Below are 23,042 nucleotides of genomic sequence, written 5' to 3'. Positions count from 1 at the left end.
TTGAGGTCAAGAGGAAGGAATTACTGGGCCGCGGAGCCAAGCAGGTAGTCCAGGTCAATGGCGGTTTGGTTGTGCTGGAGCACGGCGTCAAGGTAGGCCGTTCGCACGCTCAGGGCGCGCTCCAGGTTGAGCAGGAGCTCGGAGTAGGTGGTTTCGCCGGCTTTGTAGGCCCGCTGGCTCAGGCGCACGATGACGTCGGCCTGGGGCAGGCCGGTCTGCTCGTAGAACTGCACCCGCCGGCGCTGCTCCACGAGGCGCAGGCGCAGCTCATCGAGCTGGGCGGCGGCTTCGGCCTGGTAGCGCTGGTAGGCCGTCGTGGCCGCCTGCTCCTGCAGCTTGGCGGCCTGCACCCGGGCCTTCTGGGGCCCGCGCAGCAGCGGGATGGCCACGCCGGCCTGCACGCTCTGGAACCGGTCGCCGGCCCCGTAGGTCGAGGTTTGCCCGTCCAGCTCGTAGGTGCCGCGCAGCGACTGGTTGGTGTAGCCCACCGTGACCTGGGGCAGGCCTTGGGCCTGCTCGACGCGGGTTTCGGCCCGCCGCTCGGTTATTTGCTGCTGGAGCACCCGGGCTTGCGGGGTGGCCGCTAACGTGGCCGTGTCCCCGCTCCCCGCCGGGGCGGGCAGCAGGCGTAAGATGCTGTCGGCAATGGCCACGGGCCCGTTGGTTTGCAGCAGGGCCTGCAGCTGCCGTTGGGCCACGGCGTAGTCGGCCTGGGCCTCGGCGAGCAGGTTCTGGGTCTCGCCCTGCTGAATTAGGGCGTTGGCCGGTTCCAGGCGGGCGACCTCCCCGGTCTTGAAGCGCAGCTGGGCTGAACGTAAGAACTCGGTGTAGATGCTGTCCTGCCCGCGCAGGGTGCGCAGGCGGTGCCGGGCGTGCACGGCCCGCTCGTAGCTCAGGCGCACCTGGCGCGTGAGCTCGGCCTGCACTTGGGCCAATTGCTGTTCGCGGGTGCCAATCTGGGCCTGGCTCAGGCCGGCCTGGGCGCGGTAGTACCCGGGCAGGGCCAGCGACTGGCCGATGCTCAGCACATTGTCGGAGAGCGGGGAGTTCACCTGCCCGTAAGTGCCCAGGATGGTGGTGCGGCCCACGTCAAAGGCCGTGCGGCGCAACGCCTGCTGGGCTTCCAGGGCGCGCTGGGCACCCTGCACCGTGCCGTTGGCCTGCAGGGCCTGACCCACGGCCTGCGTGGACGTGATGGGTCCCTGTGCCCGGACGGGTGCTGCGGCCAGCAGCCCACCCAGCACGAGCAGCAGCACCGACACCGGCACGGCCGGCGTTCGTTGCGGCAGGTCTTCTTCCTTGGTCCTGTTGTTGCGCTCGGAGAGGGCGTAAAGCACGGGCAGCACCAGCAGGGTCAGCAGCGTGGCCGTCACTAGGCCCCCGATGACGACGGTGGCCAGGGGGCGCTGCACTTCGGCGCCCGCCGACTGCGACAGGGCCATGGGCAGGAAGCCCAGTGAGGCCACGGTGGCCGTCATCAGCACGGGCCGCAGGCGCACCTGCGTGCCTTCCAGAATGCGCTGGTAGAGGTCGGCGTGGCCTTCTTCCTTGAGCTGGTTGAAGTAGCCGATGAGCACGATGCCGTTGAGCACGGCTACCCCGAACAGGGCAATGAAGCCCACCCCGGCCGAGATGCTGAACGGCATGTCGCGCAGCCACAAAGCCAGCACCCCGCCAATGGCCGAAAGCGGAATGGCCGTGAAAATCATGACGGACTGCTTGAGGGATTTGAAGGTGAAAAAGAGCAGCACAAAAATCAGCAGCAGGGCCACGGGCACGGCGATGCTAAGCCGCTCGGTGGCCTGGCGCAGGTTCTCGAACTGGCCCCCGTAGGTGGTGTAGTAGCCGGGCGCAAACTTCATCTGCGCGTCGACTTTACCCTGCAGCTCGGTCACGACGCTTTCCACGTCGCGGCCCCGCACGTTGAAGGCCACCGTGATGCGGCGCTTGGCGTCATCCCGCTGAATCTGGTTGGGGCCTTCCTGCAAGTCTACCGTGGCCACCTGCTCCAGCGGAATCTGCTCGCCGCCGGGCGTGGCCACGAGCAGCTGGCGCACCTGGTTGATGTTCTGGCGCAGCTCGGGCGCCAGGCGCAGCACCACGTCGAAGCGGCGCTCCTGCTCGAAGAGCTGGCCGGCCGATTGCCCGGCAAAGGCCGTCTGCACGGTGCGGTTCACGTCCTCGGCGTTGAGGCCGAAGCGGGCCATGCGGTTGCGGTCCAGCTTGACCACGATTTGCGGCAGGCCGGTGACTTGCTCGACGTACACGTCCTCGGCCCCTTCGACCTGCCCGACCAGGCGGGCCGCCCGCTCGGCGTAGGAAGCCAGTTGGGCCAGGTCTTCGCCGTAGATTTTGAGCACCACGTCCTGCTTGGCGCCGGAAATCAATTCGTTAAACCGCATCTGAATGGGCTGCTGAAAGCCGAAGGTGACGCCGGGAATGACTTCCAGGGCTTCGGCCATCTTACCGGCCAGTTCCTCCTGGGTGCGGGCGGAGGTCCATTTGTCCTGGTCCTTTTCCAGAATCACCATCACATCGGCCGCTTCCACCGGCATGGGGTCGGTGGGGATTTCGGCCGCCCCGATTTTGGCCACGACCTCCTTGACTTCGGGAAACTGCTTTTTCAACACGGCGGCGGCCTGCAGGCTTTTGTCAACGGTGTAGCTCAGCGAGGAACCCGTGAGCGTGCGCATCTCAATGGCAAAGTCGCCTTCGGCCAGTTGGGGGATGAACTCCCCGCCCAGGGTACGGAACAAGAGCAAGGCGCCCACGAACAGGGCCACGGCGGAGGTCAGTACCACCACCTTGCGCCGCAGCGCCCATTCCAAGACGGGCCGGTAGCGGGCTTCGAGCCAGCGCATCATCCGGTCGGAGAAGTTGGGTTTATGCGCCGTGTTGCGGCTCAACGCCAGGGCCGACATCATGGGCACGTAGGTCAGGCTCAGGATGAAAGCGCCCACAATGGCAAAGGCCACGGTTTGGGCCATGGGACCAAACATCTTGCCCTCGATGCCGGCCAGGGCCAGCAGCGGCAGGTACACGATGAGGATGATGATTTCGCCAAAAGCGGCCGAGGAGCGGATTTTGCTGGCCGCCTCGTACGTGGCGTCGTTCATCTGCTCCCGGGTCAGCTTGCCGTCCGCCCCTTCCGGGTGAGAGGCCGTGCCCACGTGGGTATGCAGGCGGTGCACGATGGCCTCGACGATGATGACGGCCCCGTCCACGACCAGGCCGAAGTCGATGGCGCCGAGCGAGAGCAGGTTGCCTGACACCCCGAACAGGCGCATCATACTGATGGCAAAGAGCATGGCCAGCGGAATCACGGAGGCCACCACCAGGCCCGCGCGCCAGTTGCCCAGGAACAGCACCAGCACGAAAATGACGATGAGCGCCCCTTCGATGAGGTTTTTGGTGACGGTATTGATGGCCCGGCCCACCAGGTCGGAGCGCTCCAGGTACACGTCGACGGTCACGCCTTCGGGCAGGGATTTCTCCACCGTCACCATCCGCTCCTTGACGGCTTTGATGACCTCGTTGGCGTTGGCGCCTTTAAGCATGAGCACGATGCCGCCGGTGACTTCGCCCTCGTTGTTGCGGGTCATGGCCCCGTAGCGCACGGCCGAGCCCAGGCCCACGTCGGCCACGTCACGAACCAGCACGGGCAGGCCCCCTTGGGTGTTGCGCACGACGATGTTGCCCAGGTCGGCGGCGTTCTCCGCCAGGCCCTCGGTGCGGATAAAGTACGCCGTGGGCTTCTGGTCGAGGTAAGCCCCGCCGGCGTTCTGGTTGTTGCGCGACACGGCCTGGTAGACCTGCTCGGTCGTGACGTTGAGCGAGCGCAGGCGGGTGGGGTCCAGCCGGATTTCGTACTGCTTGAGCAGGCCGCCGAAGCTGGCCACGTCGGCTACGCCGGGCGTGCCCAGCAGCTGGCGCCGGATAATCCAGTCCTGAATGGTGCGCAGCTCGCGGGCGTCGTACTTTTTCTCGAAGCCGGGCTTGGCCCGCACCAGGTACTGGTAGACCTCGCCCAGGCCGGTGCTGACCGGGGCCAGCTCGGGACGACCCACCCCTTCGGGTATCTGGCTTTCGGCTTCGCGCAAGCGCTCGGCCACCTGCTGGCGGGCCCAGTAGATGTCCACGTCGTCCTCGAAGACGATGGTCACCACCGAAAGGCCGAAGCGGGAAAAGGAGCGCACTTCCTTGCGGTCCGGAATGGTGGCCAGGCTTTGCTCGACGGGGAAGGAGACGAGCCGCTCGATGTCGCCCGCGGCCAGGGACGGGGCCACGGTGTAGACGACGACCTGGTTATTGGTAATGTCGGGCACCGCGTCAATCGGCAGCCGGCTCAGCGAATAGCCGCCCCAGGCAACCAGGGCCAGGGTCAGTATCCCGATAATGAGCTTGTTGTGAATGGAAAAATGAATGAGCCGGTCAAACATGCTGGCTGAAGGGTAAGGCTAGAAATCCTGAAAAAGGGCGGCCGGAGCCACAAGGGCTCGACGGCGGCAGGTCCGGCGGTGCGCTGAAACGGTGCGCATGTGCCCACGCAACCGGGCACGACAGGGTGCCCGGTTGCGCGAGGCAACCGGAATAGGAGGAAACTAGGCTTGGGGAGGCTGCCAGATGCTGCCGGCCCGCTGCCGCGCAGCGGGGGACGCCAGGCGCGGGAAAAAGCGCGGGCCGGCGTATTCCTGCGCGGGCTCGCCCACTGCTACGGCAATGGTCACGGGCAGCGTAGTGCCCGGGCAACTGTGGCATTGACACAGCGGGGAGCACCATTCCAGGTGCGTATCGCTGCCCGGCCCGTGCTCGGTGGCTTCCACCTGCGTCCGGCTGCCGAAGGCCCACGCCGGGGCCTCGTCCGCACAGGGCAGACAAGCCAGCACGGCAATGTAGACGGCAAAAAAGACGGAGAAGAAGCGCATTGCTTAATTACGGGACGGTGCAAACATACGCAGTCTGCCGAAAGAAGGATATATAGGCGGCGGGTTTTGGGTTGCAGCCGGCGCAGCGCGGCGTAAGCCAACGGCCGCCCAGGGTGGTTGCAGAACACCCGAAAATGACCGGAAGTTGCCGCGAAGCTCCCGGGAAAGAGCTCCTTACGGGCAGTGTTTTTTTTGAACGAATGAAACGGGGTTCCGCTAACTTTGTTTAGAAAGATTACAAATAAGACTCAGGTTCATGTCCGCATCTACTTTGGCCCCCCCCGCTGCGCCGCTGCCCCTCGTGGACCAGCCGGGCACCGGGCGGGCCGCTTTTTCCCGGCTGGCGCTCATCGGCAACCCCAACTCGGGCAAATCGTCGCTGTTCAACCAGCTCACGGGCCTCAACCAGAAAGTCGGCAACTTCCCCGGCGTGACGGTGGACCGCAAAACGGGGGTGAGCCAGTTCACGCCCCAGCACCGCGCCGAAATCATTGACCTGCCCGGCACCTACTCGCTCTACCCCAAAAGCCTGGACGAGAAGGTCATCACCGACCTGCTCTACGACCGCACGTCGGCCCAGTACCCGGACTTCGTGGTGGTGACCGTGGACGCGAGCAACCTGCGCCGCAACCTGCTGCTGTTTACGCAGGTGGTGGATTTGGGCCTGCCCGTCATCCTGGCTCTGAACATGATGGACGTGGCCGCCCAGCACGGCGTGCACATCGACGTGCCGGCGCTGGAGCGCGAGCTGGGCGTGCCCGTCATCCCGATGAACGCCCGCAAGGGCGTCGGCGTGGCGGCCCTCAAGATTGTGATGGCCCGGGAGCTGGCCGCGCCCCGGAGCCGGTTCTACGCGCCCGAGGCCGACCTGGCCCCCCTGGTGGCGCAGATTCGCGCCCGCTTCGACCTGCACAACGACTACCTGGCGCTGCACTACGCCCACCAGGGCGCGCACATCAAGCTGCTCACGGCCGAGGACCGGGCCTTCCTGCAGGAGCTCACGGCCCGGTACGACTTTCAGCCCACGCCCCGGCAGGCCCAGGAAACCATTGCCCGCTACGCCCGCATCAACGCCATCCTGCTCGACTGCGTGACAGTGACGCGCACCGAGCAGAATGAGTCCTACAGCAACCGGCTGGACAAGGTGCTCACCCACAAGGTGTGGGGCTACGGGATATTCTTCGCCGTACTGCTGCTGCTGTTCCAAGCCATCTTTGCCTGGGCCCAGTACCCGATGGATTTAATCGACCGCGGCATTGCCGGCCTGAGCGGGCTGATTCAGGCCCGCTTCGACGGGCCGCTGGTGAACCTGGTGACGGAGGGCATCCTGGCGGGATTGGGCGGGGTGCTCATGTTCGTGCCGCAGATTGCGCTGCTCTTCGCCTTCATCGCCGTGCTGGAGGAAACCGGCTACATGGCCCGCGTCACGTTCCTGATGGACAAAATCATGCGCAAGTTCGGGCTCAACGGCAAGAGCGTGGTGCCCCTGATTTCGGGGGTGGCCTGCGCCGTGCCGGCCATCATGAGCGCGCGCACCATCGAGAACTGGAAGGACCGCATCATCACCATCTTCGTCACGCCGCTCATGTCCTGCTCGGCGCGCATCCCGGTCTACACCGTGCTCATCGCCCTGGTGGTGCCCGACCGGAAAGTGCTCGGCTTCTTCAACCTGCAGGGCCTGGCCCTGATGGGCCTGTACCTGCTCGGGCTGGCGGCGGCCCTGCTTTCGGCCCTGCTCATGAAGGTACTGCTCAAGACCAAGGAGCGCAGCTACTTCATCATGGAGTTTCCGGTCTACAAGTGGCCGCGCTGGAAGAACGTGGGCATTACCATCGTGGAGAAGGTCAAAACCTTCCTCTTTCAGGCCGGCAAGGTCATCGTGGCCGTGTCCATCATCCTGTGGGTGCTGGCTTCCTACGGCCCCGGCCAGGCCCAGCAGCGGGCCGAAGCGCGGGTGCGGGCCCAGGCCGCGCAGCAGCGGTGGGCGCCGGCCGAGACGGACACGCGGGTGGCCTCGGCCAAGCTGCAGGAATCCTACGCCGGCGTGTTCGGGCGCACGCTGGAGCCGGCCATCCGGCCCCTGGGCTACGACTGGAAAATCGGCATTGCCCTGCTCACCTCGTTTGCGGCCCGGGAGGTATTCGTGGGCACGATGTCCACCATTTACAGCGTGGGGCAGGACGCGGACATGCGCACGGTGCAGCAGAAGCTGGCCGCCGAGAAAGACGTGAACGGCCAGCCCGTGTTCACTGCGGCCCGCTCGTTTTCGCTGCTCGTCTTCTACGCCTTTGCCATGCAGTGCATGAGCACCCTGGCCGTAGTCTACCGCGAAACCAAGGGCCTGAAGTGGCCGCTGCTGCAGCTGCTTTACATGACCGGGCTGGCTTACGCGGCGGCGTACGGGGTGTACCACCTGCTGCGGTAAGTGACCTCCCGATGTCTAGTTGCCAATCCGCCTACAATGCCGCCAGCTCCTGGGCAAAGCCGCCGCTGAGGATGGGAAAGCGCAGCCAGGAGCGCGGGTCCACGTTGTAGTCGTCGAGGTGGAAGCTCGGGGCGTAGCGCTCGCGCTTCCACTGGTTGCGGCTCCAGAGGCTGTAGAAGCGACGCACGTAGGTTTTCAATTGCTCCTTGTCGAAGCCGGTGCCTTCGCCTTCCAACATGGCCAGCACCTGCTGGGGGCTGAGCCGGTCGTAAAACGCCAGCCGCTCGATGCGGTTGAGTAGGGTGTAGGGCATCAGGTCCCGCTCGTCGGTTTGCTTGTCTTCGAGGGGGCGCAGCTCGGCCGTGGGCTGCAGGGCATTCACGTGGCGCAGGGCCGGGTAGCCCAGCTCGGTTTCGGCCCAGCGCAGCCACTTTTTCACGAAGTCTTTATCAACGCCCGCAATGGGCGAGATACTGCCGGCCGTGTCGCCGTCCATGGTGCAGTAGCCCACGCTGGCTTCGGAGCGGTTTGACGTGGTGATGAGCAGGCAGTTCTGCACGTTGGCCAGCAGCCAGATGGCCGGCGCCCGCACCCGCGCCTGAATGTTTTGCAGGGCCAGGTCGTCGGTTTGCCAGGTCAGCTCCCGGCCCAGCGCCTGCTGGATTTTGCTCACGTAGCCGGTCACTTCCTCATCAATTTCCCAGTTATGAAAGCGCGCGCCAATGCTGTCGGCCAACTCTTTGGCTGAATTAAAGGTGTCATCCGAGGAATTGACGGTGCCCTGGTAGGCGCAGGTGAGCAGCTGCTGCACCAGCTGCTGGTTAACGGTTAAGACCGAGGCTTCGGTGGTGGCCGGGGAGGCATCCACTACTTGCCCGGCCTTGCCGCCGGCCCCTTCCTGCTGCACCACCGTTTCGGTTTCCGGAAAGCAGCCGCTCCGGCTTTTAAACAGCTCTACGCCCAACTCCGCCACGCCCAGGCGCACCATTTCGGCTACGCCCACGGCGCAAAAGCAGGAGTCAGCGCCGCCGCTCAAACTCAGCACGAAGCCCCGGCTACGGGCTTTGCGCAGGTAATCGAACAAACCCAGGCTCATGGCCTGGTTGAGCTCCAGGTACTCGTCGGGGGCGGGCAGCGGCACGATTTCGGCCGCGGGCTCCAAGTCGGTGGTGAAGTCCACATCCATCCACTCCAGGTCAACTTCCTTGAAGCTCAGCAGCTGGTTGCGCAGCAGCAAGTGCCCGTTGCGCGCCACCAGCACTTCTCCATCGAAAATAATACGGCCCGACTCGTTGCCCAGCAGGTTGGCGTAGAGGTACGTACAGTGATAGGTGCGCGAGGCCGCCATCACCAGCTGGTAGCGCACGTCGGTTTTGCTCATGGCAAAGTGGCTGGCCGAAGGATTGACAATCAAATCAACCCGGCCCACCAGCCGGCCGGCGGGTCGCTCATGGGCGGGCTGCCAAGCATCCTGACAAATTTCAAAGCCGAAGCGCACGCCCCGGTGCTCAAACACGAGGTCCCCCAAGGGCCACGTTTCCCCGCGATAGTCCACCGCAGTGGTCTGGGCGGCGGGCCAGGGTACGAAAAAGCGGGGCTCGTAGTGCACGCCGTCGTTGGCCAGGAACTGCTTGGCGGCAAAGCCCAGAATCTGGCCGTCGCGGAGCACCGCGGCCGTGTTGTAGGTACGGTGGTTGAGGCGCACGGGCAAGCCGACCACTACGCAGATGCCGTGGGTCCACGCGCGCACCTGCTGCAAATGCGCCAGGGCCGTCTCCGGCAGCCAGTCGCTCAGAAACAAATCTTCGCAGCCATAGCCGGTCAGACACAGCTCGGGCAGGCAGAGCAGCTCCACCCCGTTTTCCCGGGCCATCTCAATGGCTGAGCGGATGTTGCGCAGGTTATGCTCCCAGTCAAAGGGAATTTGGTTTAAAGCGGCTCCGGCGATGCGCATGAGAACGGGTGTAGCGGCGGGTTAGGGAAAGGACAGGTCGCCCAGCACCAGCAACGGCCGCGCTTTGCCAGGGTTGCCGCTCATTGCTGGCTGAGTGGAGCAATGAGCGGGCCGCTTCCGTAGCCTGAACCCTGGCCAGCGTAAGCTCGCCAAAAAGTTTGCGGATGAAGGCGTTTATGGTGCTAGCGCAAGCCCTGCATTTTCAGGAACAGGCCGCCCGGATTCTTGGTAGCCTTGATTTTATCCGTCTTCAGCTTGTAGATAAAGGCAAACAAGGCATCGACGTGCTTGGGCGAGAGCAGAATGTCCTGCACCAGCTTGGGCTCGGCAATGCCGAGCGTGTCCAGGTGCTTGCGGGCCAGCTGCACTTTGGCGTCATCGGCTTCCAACTCGAAGGGGATGGGCAGCTGCTGGGGGACCTGGGTGTTGACGTAGAACTTGATGCTCTGGTAGGAGCGGCCCTTTTTGAGCAGCTCGTACTTGATGCGCAGGTCGGTGTGCTCGTTGATTTGCGTGGTGGCCACGTCGAGCACGTACTTCTGCAGGGCCGAAATCTGGGAATACTGCTCGGGCTCCTTGCCCGTGGGGTCCTTGAGCTTGAGCATGCCCTTGAACTCGTCCAGGGAGTAGGTCTTGGTTTCCCCGATGTCCTTCCACTGCGAAGCCAGCTGGTAGATGCGCTTGGCGTACTTGCTGCTCAGGCTAAAAGCGGCCTGCAGGCGGTAGGAGGTAAAGTTACTTTTCAGGTCAATCAGGAAGGGCCGCATGCGCTCGGATATTTCCAGCTCAATGGTGCCCTCGCCCTTGCGGTAGAGCGCCGAGGCCAGCAGGCTTACCTGCAGCAGGGTCTTGCCGTTCTCGATGTGGTAAACGCGGCTGTTGAGGTTCTCGGTGGATTCGAGCAGCTGCTTGTAGTTCCAGGTGCGGCCGGTCATCTCCATGAGCTCCTGCACCCGGATTTCGTAGATGGTGCCGGCCTTGTCCTGCTTGGTGAGCTTGGAGAGCAGCGAAAAGACGATGTCCATCTCGCAGGCGCTCATCTCGTAGCGGGCCGTCGTCAGCGCGTTGTGCTGCCGGATTTCAATCGGAACGGTGGATTCGGGCGCGGCCATACGCAGCTACTGGGGTGATACAAAGCAAACATACGGCTTAAATCGGAAACTAATAGAGCCAAATCCTGAATCTATGAGCAAGGAACAGGCGCGGGACCGAGGCGGCTTATAAAAGCTATTAGTTAGACTTATGAAACCTATTAGTTAGCGCGGCGCGAGCTTTCCGCGAGACTTATAAAAGCTATTAGTTCAGCGCCGTCAGGGTAGGGCTGCTACCGAGTCCACACCCGGAGTGACTTATAAAATCTATTAGTTGGGCCCAGGCATCGAATTAATAGCCTATGAGAGGATGCTCTATTAATCAGCTTATGAAAGCTATTAGCTGGGCTTATAAAACCTATTAGTCCGCTTATGAGACCTATTACTTGGCTTATAAAACCTATTAGCTCGCTTATAAAACCTATTACTGAAGCGGCTTAAGTTGCTGTAGTACAAAAAGTTGTGGCCCCTGCAAATACCTTAAATACTTAAAATACTCACAAGCTTGTTGAAGCTGGAGTACAAAAGCTTTTAAAGTGGTGGTTTAGGCCGATACCCGAACGAAAACAACAAAAAAGTGAGTCTAAATAAGCACAAAATGGGATTGCACTTTTTAAAGATTTTTTTTACCTTTTTCTACTATTTAGAACATTCCTATTAACTCCAAAGGTACTTGAAAACTACGCTGAAAGCTCACCAAGGCCTCATTAATAGATTTTATAAGTCTCGCAGGTTTGCTTCGCCAGCATCTTCAGCGGCTGCTGCAGCAGGCCAGTAGGGAGCCCCTAACCATGAAAATGGTGCCCACAAGAACCCCAGGGCTTATAAAATCTATTTTTTAGCAGACCTACCAGCCTACAGTCGAGCTAAGCGTTTTCGTGAACTAATAGGTTTTATAAGCCGGAAAGCGAAGTAGTAGCACCTGATGGGCGGTTATTGAACGCTATGCAAGGCCTTACGGAGGAGTTAACCCGCCGGCCCTAACCATAGCAGGTGTAGTGGTAAGGGCTAAAAAAGGGCTCCTGCATACCCGAAAAGGGCATTAGGCCGTAGGTAGCATCGATTTGACCTGTTTCCTTTGCCTTAGAATTACCCTCTGTCCCCGTCCTGGCCAGTTGCTTACGCGCCTTTTACTGCGGATGCCCGGGGCCGGCTATCAAATCGAAGCTTCCTTTCTGCCGCATGCTCATCGACCTTGACGCCCTGTACACCCTGCCCGATGTCATTCATGCCCTGCCGTTTTACCTCTACGATGATGTAAAGCGCCAGCCGGCCCGCTGCGAGCTGGTGGTACACCCGGCCCACGGCTGGACCGTGGCCACGGAGCTGGAGCAGGGAGCCGTCGGCAGCCTGATGCAATGCCCGGTCACGCTCGCGGCCAAGGTGTGCCAGCAGTATGGCATTGCGCCCGGCGCGCTCTCGCTCTTTACCCGCTACGCCTATTCCTCGAATTACGAAAACGTGTACGCCGTGCGCTTTGGCCACGGCGAGCGGGACTTGTTCAACGACGTGAGCTTCCTGGCCCCGCGGCGGGACATGCTCAGCCCCGAGGACGTCGCGGCCCTGGTGCAGGCCCTGCAGCAAGGCAAGGCACCGGCCCCTAACTGGCGGGCACTGGCCACACCAGCTTCGTAGAGCAGCCCCGTATTACTCAGTAGCCTTAAAATCATCCACGCCAGACGAGGATTAACCTGGCTCAGCACCTTTACAATGGCTCCTGAACTCAGCAGGGCAGGGCCATAACCAACACCTACCACCCATGAATGAAAAAGAAGAAGTAACGAGCCTGGTCGAAGCAGCTCCGCTGCCCTTTCCGGACCTGAGTTTGACCGTTTCCTACGCCGATGCACTGCTGTATGCACAGGGCAGGCTGAAAATGCTGGGCAGCGGGGAATTGAAGCCGTTTTGTGAGACGCACCAGCTTACCTACACCAACATTGTCAACCTGAAAAACGGCAAGCTTAAGCGCGAGGAGCCCCGCCTCGTGCAGCGCGTGCTCGTTAGCCTGGGCATACCTGCGCAGCAGTTGCGCTTTCCCCTGACAAGTAAGACCACGTGGTTTGTGTTGCCGGATGCTGAGGCGCTGGCCTCCTTTCAGGCGCAGCTCCATTTCCTCACGGCATCGAAGGCTTAAGGAACCGCGGGTGGTTGGTGAGAGGAACACACTGCAACTAACACCACAGCACATGAACCACGTATTAAACCGCCGGGCTACGGCAACTCAACTGGTCCAGGTTGCCGTAACACCCATACATCGTGCGTGACAGCCACTATGGCTTCACCTCGTTGCGTCATGCCTGCCATCGCCAGTAAATAGCCGAACCGATTATGACCTTCGATTAACTGGTGAGGCACTACCAACTCTTTATCCGGTGGCAACGGGCCTATCGAGGTTACATCCAGCACTACGGGTGGGGTGCGCCATGTGCCATGTTCCTTCCAGTGGACTAGGTCCCGGTTAGTGCAGCAAAACTCCTCGAAGTCTTGGCACCGCTCTCGGGTCTGGACACAATCTCGATATTCTTCCACTACGTACAAGCTCAGCAGAGCCTGCGTCGGCCACTGCTCCAAGCTAAAGAGTAAGTGGTCGAAATCCAGCCAAGCATAGTTTCGTAGCGTAACGTATTCGCCCTGCAGCCCATGAATCCACTGCTTTAGCACCGCTCTGGGTACGTTGGGCACCAAGGGATGAACACGCTGATAGTATGCGTCAAACTCCCACATCGTCCGTTCATCCGGCAAAGCAGTCAAGCGTTTCCAGGAAGGGGAGAAATCAGCTGGTTGTTTCATCTAGGCTTTCTACAGATTACGAAGGAAGTCTACTTCAGATAGAATTTCCAACCCAGCGCCTTTCTCGATGAGCTTAACGGCTTTCTCCTGTTTGCTACTCATGCCGTCATCACCGACAATGCGGTAATCCTGCTGCCCAACCACCAGAAAGCAGGTGTCCTTAGTGACGCCGTTACTGTTAATTCCACCAATGTTGGCAATGAGCTGCTGCGCACTGGCACGCTGCATGGAAGAGAGGGTACCGGTGAATACCACACTGCGGCCGTAGAACAGGTTGTCAGGTTTATGCTTGGCTGGGTCCCCCTTAATCAGGCTCGGATCTTTAGACAGGTAAATACGCCGCGTTATGCAGGGGTTGTAGCCATCTGGACGCAGCTGACCTATGTTAGTTAGCAGCCTTTCAGCAAAGTCGTCCTGACACGTGACGCCAGCATGGGCAAAGGTTTTCAACGCCAACTGCGCGCAAGCTTGCGCATCACTAGCCGCGCGGTGGTGCTGCAGCGGGATGCCGTGAAATTTGCAGAGAGTATGCAAATCGTAGGCGGGAAGCCCAGTCCATACTTTCTTCGAGAAAATATAACTGCAGACGTACTGCAAAGAAGGGAAAGGCAACTCATACGCTTCTAACGTCCGGCGCAACACGCTGAAATCGAAGCCAGCATTGTGAGCTACTAATAACTGACCTTCCAGCAGTGGCTGCAATTCTGGCCACAGTTCGGCCCAGGTAGGCTGGTCAGCTACGTCGGAGGGATAAATGCCGTGAATGGAGATGTTAAACGGGTCGAAGTAAGGATAGGAAGGGGGCTTTACCAACCAGGATTTGGTGCCGGTAATCTGACCGTCTTCCACGAAAGCCAAGCCTATTTCGCAGGCACTGTCGCGGTCGGCCGTAGCAGTTTCAAAATCAATAGCAATAAACTTCATAAGCAGCCGAGAATAGTAAGGTTAAAGTGTGGAAGTGAAGCAAATACAAGGTAAATATGCGGGGTTAACCGTTGCTTCCACAAGCAAGATGATTGCAAATTCACCAATTCCACACGGCTAGGATGCCCTCGATGTTTTGGACAATCTAGTGAGATGCTGCTTTTCCCATACAGGCCCTATTGCTTGACTTCTTTCAAGGCCGAATAACTCAATGGCAGCCGGTTCAACTGCTGCCCATGGAAGCGACGGGTCCACAATGCCATGGCGCGCAAGCAACAGTATTTCCCCGCGATTCAGAGTCGGTACCTTCAGCAAGGGGAGCGCCGAGGCTGGTAAGCCAACCTCCAGACGAGTGGTTAACAAATTCAGAGCCTCATCTTCCAAGAGCAACATAGGGTGCAAAGCTTGGACAATGGGAACAACTGAGCGGAAATGATAGCGTGTTGCATCTGCAATACGACGCACATCCCCGTAGCTTACCGGCACGAATGAGGAATTGGTGTACGCCTGCTCCAGACTTTCCAAAGAATCGCCCTCAAGCCAAGCTTCTACCAAGAGGGCCCGTTTAGCTCGGCGTAAATAGGCTAGCTGGTCGGGAAGGGAACGTTGGTAGAGTTGCACCAGGTCGTTGCCGACTTTTTGAGCCGCGTGATATGGCCACGTCTTCTCCTTGTTGCCGTTTTTAAAGAGTGGCGTGTAGGTCTCATCCAGCTCCGGCAGCGCCTGCGTCAGAGCCATCAGCCGCTCAAGTGTAATGGTGGTTGGGTTCAACAATTTCAGAAAGTGCAGTAGGCGCAGGATAGATTCAAAAGACAGCGAAGAATTGGCGCAGGCAAACCCTATCAAGGTCAACTGGAGCATGGAGCCCTCCTGCTCGGCGATGCCAGCCCGAATCAATGATATTATGATATTTTCTACCTGCGCATCCATCTGGGGCCGCCAGTTTGAATTGCTACGGCCCTCCACGTACCCTCCGTAGGTGTTTGCCAGCAAGGTGGCTACATCCCGGCGGCCAACCCGCGGGATTTGGGCCAGCAGGCGCAACACCCATGTGGACAGATTGCCGCTGACAAAGGAAGAGCGCATGGCTTCCGGCTGCCCAAGGACGTAGTGTTGGAACAGTTGACGACGCTCCATGGGGGTATTGGCGATGATGAACGACTGGCCACGCTCATTATAGCCCAGCCGGCCAGCCCGGCCCACCATGTTTTTGTATTCGGCAATGGTAAATGGCTTCTGGTCCTCTCCAAGGAATTCCGTTTCGCCTAGGATTACTGCTGATGCCGGCGTGTTGATGCCAGCCGCGACAGTAGTAGTGGCTCCCAGCACCCGCACAGGACCCTGCTGGTCGCGAAAAGCGCGTTCGACCACCTCCCGCTCTTCTCGGGACAGGTTGCTGTTGTGAAAGGCTGTACCGCCCCGCAGACAGTCGCGTAGCTTAGCGGAGGTAGAGGAGCGGTCCTGAGCTGGTAAGGCCGCCATCACCGCATCCGCACTGGGCAAGCCCAAATCCTTAGCCAGATAACCCGCAACGCCTTCGGCTTTGCCGCGGATGTTGCGGAACACAATGAGCTTAGCTGTTGGCTGCTGCGCCAGCAAGGACTGTGCTAGAGGCACTATCACGTCCTGAGTACTTGCTTTATCGCGGCGTATCCGCACGGCATGAGCAGGTAGTAGCTGCCGTTTCTGCTGGAGCCCGGTGTCCGGGTCTACATACTCAAAAACGCCCGAGCGGTCAATGACGCCCTCCTCTAGGGGCACGGGTCGACGGGTCGTAATCAACGCTTGACAGCGCAGCCAATGCTCAAAACCGTTGGTGTTGCCGATGACCGCCGACAGCGCTACCAGCTGCGGGGTGATGCCCCGTTCGCGAGCAGACAGAATATATGTTAGCAGCAATTCGACGCTGATGCCTCGGTTGGGGTCTGTAATGAACTGCGCCTCGTCCACGACGACTACCCCGATGCGGCTAAGTGTGCCCTGATTCTTCACCACCAGGTTCAGAAACATCTCATAGGTGAGTAGGGCAATGTCATACTTACCCCGTACAAAAGCATTGGTAGCGTCTTGGTAGTCGCCAGTGCACCGAATCACCCGTAGGCCCAACCGCGTGCCGTACAAGTCAGAAAACTGTTCGTACTTCTCGTTGGCCAACGCCTTATAAGGCACTAGAAAAACAGCTCGCTGGGTGCTAACAGCAGCTTTTACAGCGGCTAGTTCTCCAATAAACGTCTTGCCGCTGCTGGTCGGGGCCACTACCAGTAGGGATTCCCCATCCAGTATCCGATAGTCGTTGACCGCAGCAATTTGCAGTTCGTTGAGCCCTTGGGAGAACTGTTGGTCCCAGAGTTGAATAACCTCTTCGGGCAAGCCGAAGCCTATTAATTCACTGATGTTGGCTGAAACCTTCAGTCCGGTCTGTTCAGGAAAGGCTTGGTAAAAATGCTGTCCGGCCTGTAGCGGGGGAATGGTAAAGCCCCCATCGATATCTCCTACCCATTTTGGGGTTTGCGTCAGGCCCAGACGTTGCGCTTCGGCGCGTACCCGTCCGGCAACATCGGCCATCAGCGCTCCCACCTCCACCGGACCAGTAGCAGCCCGTAAAGCTGCGGTTAGGGCCGAAGTCAATAGACCATGGCCCGCTGCCTCCCAAGCCTCTTCATCAACATTAGCGGCGGCTAGGAGCATGCGCCCACGTCCGGAAAAAGCCGATTCTAAAGAAAACCCGGTACCGCGTGGCTGTAAGCCATCCTCAATCACTTTGGCTGGCGCCCCCCCGCTGAAACAACAGTCAAGAACCAGCAAAATATGGCGGGCCTTGCTTTGGCGAAACCGTGTGGCTAGGTCCGCCATGGAGATAGTTGTCCCCGCTAAGTCCTCCAAGTTGGTATCATGGGCTACTAAGCGGTGGTTGTGGGTGCCGTGGCCAGAAAAGGTTAGCAGTACCACATCCTCATCCGTCGCGGCATCCAATGTCAATGCTAGCAATTCTTCAATACGGGACTTGGTGGCCTGCTCATCTACGAGCAGTACTGGTGTGGTGTCAGGAAGAGTGTCTTGCCAAAGTGACCACAGGGCCGTAGCATCCCGACGAGCACAGTTCAAGTCAGAAATGTCCTGGTCAGCATGGCGGTTGATGCCAATGAATCCGGAAAGAAGTCGGGCGGCCATAAGCTGTCGTAGTCGAGGTCCATTTAGTAATTTACCGCCATAGAAGGCTAAGGCAGCGGCAAGGAAGGAATTCCGTCTACCTTAAAATGAAGGGTGTTGTGCTTTTCGATGAGCATGCACCCAGTGTTGTGTTCTACTAAAGAAAATGAGAGGGTTCTTTTTTTGAAAGCTCCTTTCCTTTCATACTCCTGCATAAAGGCTGAGTTAGGGTCGCGCAACTGTTCCGTCATGCTATCCAAGTTGTCGAGCAGCTTGTCATTATCTCTTACTGCACGAAAGCTATGCTTGGACGTTGGCATTCCACCCCCTGGGGGCACAACGGCGACACCTTCAGCCACTTGAAAGGCCACCGTTACGCCCGCTTTGCGCGCTTGCGCGACTTCCTGGTCGGTTAAAACGTGAGTTAGACTAGCACCCTTTATGGTATAAGGAGAGAGCAGGGCAGGCCAGTTGCGATAAAGCACTTGGAGAACTTCTTGCTGGCTCCAAGCCCCATGTGGGTAGAGTCCGAGCATGTATACGGCATTGTTAGCGACCCAAGCAAATAGAACTGGTTCGGTCCGAATGATAAAACCATCAGGGGCTAAGGTAGTGCCAAGATGAAAGTGATGAATGCCCCAGTCGTATCGTAAAGCATCCCGGTTGGCCACCTTTTTTACTCCTCGACTCATGTGCGGCCGCAGATTTCGCCCAGACTCAATCTTTTCGATAAAGGCTAGCAATCCCGCATGAAGCTCGGGAGGGCAATTGAATGTGTCCGCGTAAAATACCTGACGAGAGTGTACTGGTATGGTCAGGTGCAGCAGCACGTTAAAGTACTCTAGTGATACCTCTTCGTCGCGGACAAGTTGACTGATATTGAAACCGTAAGCTGTTAGGCGTTGCTTCGCAATTTTCACCCAGTCACTATACAAATCCACCTTCTCAATAATCAGCGATAAAGGCATTAGCTAATAAGTGATTAAGGTGTATAAAATGCTTTTACTTAGGCTGTGTGGACAGCTAGCGCATCCAATCGAGGGCAGCGAGCAGGTGGGCCACGGCTAAAAAGGAGGTAGCAGTTTTCTCGTATCGGGTCGCAAAGCCACGGGCCTCTTTGAGACGGCCGAAGAAGCGCTCCACCTTGTTGCGGTCGGCATACAGGTTTTCATCGTAGTCGCGCTGGTCGAGGCGGTTGGCTTTGGGCGGGATGACGGCTTCGACTTCGTCTTGGGCCAACGTACTGAGTACGTGGTTCGTGTCATATGCCTTGTCGGCGACTACTGCGCCGGGTTGTTCTGACAAGGCCGCCAGCAAACCGGGCAATTGCGGGCTGTCGGCTGCTTCGCCCGGCGTTAGAGCCACGTGCAGGCAGTTGCCCAACGCGTCCACGACGGCATGCACTTTGGTGCAGAAACCGCCGCGCGAGCGGCCTAGAGCTTCGGCTGCGGGCGTGCTTTTTTTTGCCCGGCCGCCGCTTTGTGGGCCTTGGCCGTAGTCGAGTCGACCAGCACCCAGGCATAGTCCGGTTCCTGCACGGCCTGAAACAGCGCTTCCCACACGCCCGCTTGTGCCCAGCGGCGGAAACGCCGCGCCACCGTATTCCACGGGCCAAACCGCTCGGGCAAGTCGCGCCAGGCCACGCCTGTGCGCACCCGGTAGAGCACGGCGTTGACAAACAAGCGGTTGTCGCGCCCCGTGCCCAGCCGGCCGAGGGCGTGTGGTTCGACCATTTTCCATTCGCGTTCGGTTAGTTCATGACGGCGCATGGCGTAAAAATACTATCCTTGCTGTCCACACACTCTAGTTAAACTCGAACCCGAACAGACCACCGCCAGGTTCGTCAGTCAACCTTGGATGAATTATGTAGTCTTCCAGAGGAAAAGCAGTAACCTTCTCTTTCGGGAATTGGTCAGAGTTCAGTGTTACAATATATTGAAAGCCAATTTGCTCCGCCAGCTTGGCTCCATATTCTAAAGCTCTTTCTTTCTGACGTTCGTCGATAGGGTCAAACAGGCTACTATCGTGTATCAAAAATCCAGGAGAAATTCCGCGCCTCGCAGCCATTCGCATCAACATCATGTCAAAGCAAAATATCTGTGCGTTGTTAACTCCTTGGCTTTTCATTCCTTGAATGGTCACCTCAAAATTGGGCCCCGTTTCACTCGGATAAATATTGAGATTACCTGCATTTTCATACAGCGCTCGTGAAGCTTCTTCAAATGCTAAAATGGCGTCTTTTAGTAACTGCTCGTTTTCGATAAAGTCGCGTTGTAGCCGTAAGTACAGGCGTTGCTGGTCAATCTTGAACTGAGCAACACGTTCAGCGACTTCATGTAAAATAGACTGCTGTTGCTTTATCTGTTCAGCCCGGGCCTCTGCTCTACTTAATTCGCTCTGTAGCTTCGAGTAATGCTGTAAGGCACCATGTGTCTTTAAAAGTGTCATTACCTCAGTTCGCCTGTCATCGAGTTGAGTCATTTTGCGTAGCCTAGTCTCAACATTTAGGCGAGCCTGCGTTAATTCTTCTTCTAAGTACATTTTTCGGTTGCGCACTACCGATTCGTGAAATTTGCGCACCTCTTCAAATCGCTGCAATGCTATTCCCGGCAAGGATACTCCTGCCTCCAAGTACATTCGTTGCACATCATCAAGCTGTGGGGCCAACTCTGAGCTCAGCGAGACTTCCAAATCATGGATGTACAGACTGTCTTGGGCATTCTCGTCCGCTAATTTATTTATCTCACGGGTGAGAGCATTTGCTTCTTTCTCCCGTTCCGCATAATCGGGAAGCATTCGAAAGCTGCGAACAGCCTCCGTCATTCTGTTGACATCTTCCTGGACGAGCACAGATTGCGTAAGCAATTGCTTCGGGTCACCAGTGAGCCCTTCTAAGAGACCGTCTTGTGCAGCTTTCTGTAGCTTTTTAGTGTTCTCCGCAGATTGTCTAAGCTGTTCCCGCTCCGTACTGATGCGCCAATCCAATCCCAGTAGGTAGGAGAGCGCTACCCGAGTGTCCGCCGGGCTTTGCTTGCTTGACTGCTGCTGTGGGTTGAGAAAGGCTCCACTGCTTGCTCGGCGAGCGAAATAGTTGAAGAGCATGCCAAACTTAGGCCCAAATTTTTCGGGTTTTTCAGGGAGTTGAAATATAATTCTCCCTAAATCAGACTCCCACTTTGCACTAGAAACAGTAGCCTCCCATTCTCCATCTAATGCATCAACGGGCCAATCTTTGACAGCTTCAGATGCGTCGACTTGTGTTAAATGCACCTTGCCAAAATTTGCACCTGAGCGGGTTGCGCGGATACGTACCCCGCGCAGGTCAAATTCTATCCCAAAATTATGGTCCTTCAGCTCAGGTTTGCGAAAAAGAGAACTAGGGTCTCCTTCTTTACCGAGCGCAAAATGTATTAATAATACAATACTTGACTTGCCCGCTTTATTACGTGTTTGGCCAGCCCCTGAAGCTTCGCCTTTATCAGCAATAATTATATTTAAGCCTGAGCGAAAGGCGTAAGACTTAAAACTAGGCAACGAGCTGAAAATAGAATAAATCATGCAGAGGTTGTCCGGGCAATGCGCTCGTTTGCGAAATGAATGATGCCCATTGCGGATAAGAGGTCAAGAGCGAGCACGAACCAGTCGAAGGAAATAGAATTATCCTGAGAAGGGTCATGCTTAATATCTGACCAAAGCCGCGAGACTGATTTGGGTTCTTGCAGATGCATTAGCAGTTGCGCACCAACAGTAAGCAAGGCACGTTCGGTCGGAAGATGTTTGGTGGGTAGAATCATGCCTCTGCCTCCTGCAAAGATGGGGTGCTACTAAGAGGCTCAAAAATGTCACAACGCTCAAAGAAGTAGGCTAAAATTGCCAAAGCTGCTGCCTCAGATGAATGCTGATGTTGTCTTATCAAGTTAAATAGTGCACTGTAAATAGCATCAGGCCCAATGCGAGACCCTTTTAATCGGATGTACTCTTCTCTAAGCACCTGAGCAACTCGGTTGCCAAGCTCAGGGTCGAATCGATGAGTGCCAAAGAAATCGCCAACGCGTGGAGCAAGCCCCATCCCCATGCGAACCAAGTTTCGACTATTGGAGCTCAAGCTGTTTGCATTGAGTTTTCCTGGAGGCACTTCTTGTATATGGGCTGGTTGCTCAGGAAGTGAGTGAGCAAGTTGTTCTAAAACATGCTTGATTTCCTCAAAGGTTATTTGTGAAGGCCTCGTTGGTTTGTAGGGCAGTCCCAGGACCGCCATAATATCATCCTCATCAAGGCTAAACAGCTTCTTGGAAAGGTCAATAGGGCTGAAAGGAGTAAGTTTTATAGGATGGTGCTGTTTCTCTAAAGCCAGTATTGTCTGCTGTATATGAGGTCCTAAGCCATCAAATGCGTTGTGCACAAAGGACCACTTGTCGAAATCAGAGCCCCAATGGGGTAAGGCACCCAAAAAGTCCTCTTCAATTTTCTTGATGGCTTGCGCCGCGGTCATTTCGTTTGGAGCATAAACTTGGTACAAATGACGCTCGGATTTTAAAAACCCATCGTTCTTTTTGTCACCGAGGTTACCCCATGGCCGCGTTTTCATGAAGTCTTCTGGATGGGCCCGCTGCATCACATCTGAAAACAGAGATTGGTATACATCGCCCTTGCTTTCGTAAACACGAAGTTTAAACCTCATTTCGTACATTTCTCGCGTTTCTGGATGCATCAAGTAAAGAGGTTTGAACAGTGGTTTAACATGTCCGAAATGGCCGTCCCGCAAGCTACGATGCCTGTACGAGTAGTTTGGATTTACCGGGTTTTACAAGCCTAGTTCCTTAGCCGCGTTATGCTGTTGGACATTGTCTAAACGCGTGTAACGACGAATCATAGCGCTGGTCTTGTGCTTGGTCTGGTTCATGATTTTGCTATCATCAGCCCCGTTGAGCTTGGCCACCGTCACGAAGGACGCCCGCAGGGAATGGGCCGTATAGCCTAATCCCAAGTAACGTTGCACAAGGGTATTAATAGTCTGGTCTGAGAGGCGGTTGGTGGTGAGACGATTGCCCTTGCGCAGCATCACGAATACCGGGCCTTCGCTGCGTTCCAGCTGCTCTAGCCACGCCTTTAAAGAGCGGATGGGGCACACTGCTGGCTCAGGGGAGTAAAATATGGCCTTTTCCTCGTAATCACCCAACTGGTTGGTTTTACTCTTGCCCAGCGACACGACCAAGCATTCCTCGGTAAAGCGCAGGTCCTGCACATTGAGCGCCGTCAACTCCGAGCGGCGAAACGCCCCGGTGAAACCGAGTAGCAGAATGGCCCGGTCCCGCAGCCCGGTCACCGTCTGCACATCCAGGCTGCGCACCAGCTGCTTGAGCTGCGCCAGCGTAAATGCCGGCGCCTGCTTCTGCCGCACGCCGTGGACCCGGCGTACGCCGTCCATGAAAATCTTGAACTGCTTGTCGTCCGTCGGCGAGTCCACACCACGAACCGCGTGGGCCTTGCTGATGGCGGCGCAGTGCTGCTCCAAGGTGCCGACCTTCTTGCCCGCTTCGGCCAGGTGGGTACAAAACCCAACCAGCGCATCTACAGGTGCTGGCAATGCCGAGAAGCCGTGCTCGGTGCACCAGGCACTGAAGCGCTTCAGGTGCGCGGCGTACGCCCGGGCCGTGTTGGGCGCGCCGGTAAGCCCGGCCTCGACGTAGCGGGCCGCCGCGCCGGTGTGGTGCGCCAGGGCATGACCCACGGGATTCACGGTGAGCGCGACGGAGTTTTCCATACAGCTTATATATAAGGTT

Annotated in this window: 14 protein-coding genes and 1 pseudogene; 3 read left to right on the top strand and 12 right to left on the bottom strand. The window is 57.9% G+C overall.

Annotation, left to right across the window (positions count from 1 at the left end; translation table 11 throughout):
* Positions 1 to 20: 20 nt before the first annotated feature.
* Complete coding sequence (locus MWH26_RS19715; protein ID WP_247977133.1) at positions 21 to 4,439, bottom strand: CusA/CzcA family heavy metal efflux RND transporter; 4,419 nt, start codon at positions 4,437 to 4,439, stop codon at positions 21 to 23.
* A 162-nt stretch (positions 4,440 to 4,601) separates the two neighbouring features.
* The gene (locus MWH26_RS20215; protein ID WP_311136893.1) at positions 4,602 to 4,925 is read right to left on the bottom strand and encodes a DUF6660 family protein; all 324 of its coding nucleotides are present in this window, start codon (positions 4,923 to 4,925) and stop codon (positions 4,602 to 4,604) included.
* A 256-nt stretch (positions 4,926 to 5,181) separates the two neighbouring features.
* Here MWH26_RS20215 and feoB point away from each other — a divergent pair, with 256 nt between their 5' ends.
* A complete protein-coding gene (feoB, locus tag MWH26_RS19710; RefSeq protein WP_247977132.1) occupies positions 5,182 to 7,350 on the top strand; it encodes a ferrous iron transport protein B in 2,169 nt (722 codons plus the stop codon).
* Between the two features lie 31 nt (positions 7,351 to 7,381).
* Here feoB and nadE read toward each other — a convergent pair whose 3' ends face one another.
* Positions 7,382 to 9,304 carry an NAD(+) synthase gene (gene nadE, locus MWH26_RS19705; RefSeq protein WP_247977131.1) on the bottom strand — a complete coding sequence of 641 codons (1,923 nt, stop codon included), beginning with the start codon at positions 9,302 to 9,304 and terminating at the stop codon, positions 7,382 to 7,384.
* Positions 9,305 to 9,486: 182 nt separating this feature from the next.
* Positions 9,487 to 10,416, bottom strand: coding sequence for a replication initiation protein (locus tag MWH26_RS19700; protein ID WP_247977130.1), 930 nt, complete (start codon positions 10,414 to 10,416; stop codon positions 9,487 to 9,489).
* Between the two features lie 1,161 nt (positions 10,417 to 11,577).
* Here MWH26_RS19700 and MWH26_RS19695 point away from each other — a divergent pair.
* Positions 11,578 to 12,030, top strand: coding sequence for a hypothetical protein (locus MWH26_RS19695; RefSeq protein WP_247977129.1), 453 nt, complete (start codon positions 11,578 to 11,580; stop codon positions 12,028 to 12,030).
* Positions 12,031 to 12,154: 124 nt separating this feature from the next.
* Positions 12,155 to 12,529 (top strand): hypothetical protein, encoded by a 375-nt coding sequence (locus tag MWH26_RS19690; protein WP_215139123.1) that lies wholly within the window; start codon positions 12,155 to 12,157, stop codon positions 12,527 to 12,529.
* Between the two features lie 665 nt (positions 12,530 to 13,194).
* Here MWH26_RS19690 and MWH26_RS19685 read toward each other — a convergent pair.
* The 8 genes and pseudogenes from MWH26_RS19685 to MWH26_RS19650 form a co-directional block, all read right to left on the bottom strand.
* Positions 13,195 to 14,109: an exonuclease domain-containing protein gene (locus MWH26_RS19685; RefSeq protein WP_215139125.1), complete on the bottom strand. Its 915-nt coding sequence runs from the start codon at positions 14,107 to 14,109 to the stop codon at positions 13,195 to 13,197.
* 117 nt (positions 14,110 to 14,226) lie between these two features.
* Complete coding sequence (locus tag MWH26_RS19680; RefSeq protein WP_247977128.1) at positions 14,227 to 17,280, bottom strand: DEAD/DEAH box helicase; 3,054 nt, start codon at positions 17,278 to 17,280, stop codon at positions 14,227 to 14,229.
* A 47-nt stretch (positions 17,281 to 17,327) separates the two neighbouring features.
* A complete protein-coding gene (locus MWH26_RS19675; protein ID WP_247977127.1) occupies positions 17,328 to 18,227 on the bottom strand; it encodes a hypothetical protein in 900 nt (299 codons plus the stop codon).
* A gap of 55 nt (positions 18,228 to 18,282) precedes the next feature.
* Positions 18,283 to 18,992, bottom strand: a pseudogene (locus MWH26_RS19670) (IS5 family transposase).
* A gap of 70 nt (positions 18,993 to 19,062) precedes the next feature.
* Entirely contained in the window at positions 19,063 to 20,817 is a 1,755-nt protein-coding gene (locus MWH26_RS19665) for an ABC-three component system protein (RefSeq protein WP_247977126.1), read from the bottom strand.
* The gene (locus MWH26_RS19660) at positions 20,814 to 21,053 is read right to left on the bottom strand and encodes an ABC-three component system middle component 6 (protein WP_247977125.1); all 240 of its coding nucleotides are present in this window, start codon (positions 21,051 to 21,053) and stop codon (positions 20,814 to 20,816) included. Before MWH26_RS19660 ends, MWH26_RS19665 begins: the two co-directional genes overlap by 4 nt.
* Positions 21,050 to 21,970 (bottom strand): ABC-three component system protein, encoded by a 921-nt coding sequence (locus MWH26_RS19655; protein ID WP_247977124.1) that lies wholly within the window; start codon positions 21,968 to 21,970, stop codon positions 21,050 to 21,052. The genes MWH26_RS19660 and MWH26_RS19655 overlap by 4 nt, the downstream gene beginning before the upstream one ends.
* A gap of 93 nt (positions 21,971 to 22,063) precedes the next feature.
* The gene (locus MWH26_RS19650; RefSeq protein WP_247977123.1) at positions 22,064 to 23,023 is read right to left on the bottom strand and encodes a site-specific integrase; all 960 of its coding nucleotides are present in this window, start codon (positions 23,021 to 23,023) and stop codon (positions 22,064 to 22,066) included.
* Positions 23,024 to 23,042: the final 19 nt, after the last annotated feature.

Source organism: Hymenobacter sublimis, assembly GCF_023101345.1.
GTDB lineage: Bacteria > Bacteroidota > Bacteroidia > Cytophagales > Hymenobacteraceae > Hymenobacter > Hymenobacter sublimis.
The sequence above is the reverse complement of the archived record's forward strand: the minus strand, read 5'-3'. Positions and strand labels throughout refer to the sequence as shown.

Excerpts from the sequence above, each read along its gene's own strand:
- MWH26_RS19680 (WP_247977128.1), bottom strand. The coding sequence starts at position 17,280 with ATGGCCGCCCGACTTCTTTCCGGATTCATTGGCATCAACCGCCATGCT.
- MWH26_RS19655 (WP_247977124.1), bottom strand. The coding sequence starts at position 21,970 with ATGCATCCAGAAACGCGAGAAATGTACGAAATGAGGTTTAAACTTCGT.
- MWH26_RS19700 (WP_247977130.1), bottom strand. The coding sequence starts at position 10,416 with ATGGCCGCGCCCGAATCCACCGTTCCGATTGAAATCCGGCAGCACAAC.
- MWH26_RS20215 (WP_311136893.1), bottom strand. The coding sequence starts at position 4,925 with ATGCGCTTCTTCTCCGTCTTTTTTGCCGTCTACATTGCCGTGCTGGCT.
- MWH26_RS19650 (WP_247977123.1), bottom strand. The coding sequence starts at position 23,023 with ATGGAAAACTCCGTCGCGCTCACCGTGAATCCCGTGGGTCATGCCCTG.
- MWH26_RS19660 (WP_247977125.1), bottom strand. The coding sequence starts at position 21,053 with ATGATTCTACCCACCAAACATCTTCCGACCGAACGTGCCTTGCTTACT.
- MWH26_RS19665 (WP_247977126.1), bottom strand. The coding sequence starts at position 20,817 with ATGATTTATTCTATTTTCAGCTCGTTGCCTAGTTTTAAGTCTTACGCC.
- MWH26_RS19715 (WP_247977133.1), bottom strand. The coding sequence starts at position 4,439 with ATGTTTGACCGGCTCATTCATTTTTCCATTCACAACAAGCTCATTATC.
- feoB (WP_247977132.1), top strand. The coding sequence starts at position 5,182 with ATGTCCGCATCTACTTTGGCCCCCCCCGCTGCGCCGCTGCCCCTCGTG.
- nadE (WP_247977131.1), bottom strand. The coding sequence starts at position 9,304 with ATGCGCATCGCCGGAGCCGCTTTAAACCAAATTCCCTTTGACTGGGAG.
- MWH26_RS19690 (WP_215139123.1), top strand. The coding sequence starts at position 12,155 with ATGAATGAAAAAGAAGAAGTAACGAGCCTGGTCGAAGCAGCTCCGCTG.
- MWH26_RS19695 (WP_247977129.1), top strand. The coding sequence starts at position 11,578 with ATGCTCATCGACCTTGACGCCCTGTACACCCTGCCCGATGTCATTCAT.
- MWH26_RS19675 (WP_247977127.1), bottom strand. The coding sequence starts at position 18,227 with ATGCCTTTATCGCTGATTATTGAGAAGGTGGATTTGTATAGTGACTGG.
- MWH26_RS19685 (WP_215139125.1), bottom strand. The coding sequence starts at position 14,109 with ATGAAGTTTATTGCTATTGATTTTGAAACTGCTACGGCCGACCGCGAC.